Origin of the sequence: Massilia sp. Mn16-1_5, from assembly GCF_004798585.1 — a bacterium.
Lineage (GTDB): Bacteria > Pseudomonadota > Gammaproteobacteria > Burkholderiales > Burkholderiaceae_D > Telluria.
Genome location: NZ_PPXQ01000049.1, coordinates 1 through 1412, shown reverse-complemented (window position 1 = coordinate 1412; position 1412 = coordinate 1). Strand labels below are relative to the sequence as shown.

Annotated in this window: 1 protein-coding gene; it reads right to left on the bottom strand. The window is 59.3% G+C overall.

Annotation, left to right across the window (positions count from 1 at the left end; translation table 11 throughout):
* Positions 1 to 9 precede the first annotated feature (9 nt).
* A complete protein-coding gene (locus tag C2862_RS24985; RefSeq protein ID WP_136223752.1) occupies positions 10 to 1347 on the bottom strand; it encodes an IS4 family transposase in 1338 nt (445 codons plus the stop codon).
* Positions 1348 to 1412: the final 65 nt, after the last annotated feature.

Below are 1412 nucleotides of genomic sequence, written 5' to 3'. Positions count from 1 at the left end.
TAATGCCAGTCAGTTAAGCTGACTGGCATTTTTCATTGGAAACTTGGATCTGGGCTGTTTAACGACGCGCGGATACGAGCGCGCTCGGCGCTCCGGCAGCAGATAGACGCGTGCTTGCTCATGCAGCATTGCCAGCCGCTTGGGGAAGGTTCCGGGGGTCTGCAAAGGCCAGTGATACAGGGCGGTCGTTATGGCCAAGGCCAGCCATTGAAAGCTCAGGCGCTGTGGCGGTACCCGTAGCTCACTAGCCATCTGGGCTATTTCATGGCGCAGCAGGTTGTAGGCGATAAGCAGGCCCCACACCTCCTGGCGCACCAGTTCGGGCAGTTTGCTCCTCAAGGTCGTCGCCTTCTTCAGCATTCCCTGCTTGATCTCCCTGAAGCCCAGCTCGATTTCCCATCGCTGCACATAGTGCGCAGCGATGTCGCGTGCAGGAAAGCGCTGCGCGTCGCACAAGGAAGTGAGAAATTCACGCGTCTGTCCGCCGACTTTGCACTTGATGAGCCGGGCCTGCCAATGCGAGGGCAGCTCGGGATGCAGCTTTTGTGCACGCGGCGAAACCGGCATGCGTACCAGATAATCTCCGGGTGCAAACTCGTGCACGACTTCATGACGCAGTGGTGTTTTAGCGCGCATCAGCCAATGCTTTTGGTCTCCCGCTTTTTGCCAATCGAGCAGGAAGGCAGCCGAGAAGTAGGCGCGGTCGAAAATGGTCAAGGAAGCGTCGGGCACCGCTTGCATGAGAGACGCTGCAAAACTGAGTTCGCCGGTGCGGTAGTCGCCGAAGCTGGCAGCGCGGATCAAGTGGGTATAAGTGTCCATCAAGCAGACGGCGCGCAACTGGGGCCATGCGCCACCGCCATGGTCGTTGGACGGTCCGCCGAAATGCTCCAGGTTGGCGGGCGTATCGGGCAGGGACCACACCACACCATCGACGGCATAGCTGCGCAAGCCATGGAACAACCCGTTGTCGGGCACGGGGCGGCTACCCCAGCTGCCTGCCAAGCGCTTGAACAGCCACGCCATCGGCGCTTCGCCCAAGCGCTCGCGGGCAGCAACCGCCGCACTGGGAACGGGTGGGTGTAACACCGGTCCATTAGCCAGGTCGAGCTGCTGCACGATATGCCAGATCGCCTCGTTACGAAACAGCGCCAGGCCGATGACGAGCCAGACCATGTGCTCGGCAGGCAGACGCCGCCGCCGCAAGGACACTGTTCCCGTCTGCCGCAAGGCTTCATCGATCCACTCAGGATCTATCAGGCTGGCAAAGCGTTCGAACTCATGCGGCGCCAGCTCGGCCGCATAGTCCAAGTTAAGTTGAAGAGCCATAATAAAAAACGGATTCATGATTGAACATGAATCCGTTTTAGCTCTTGCGGCGCAGAGATCAATGCCTTAAGTGACTGGCATTA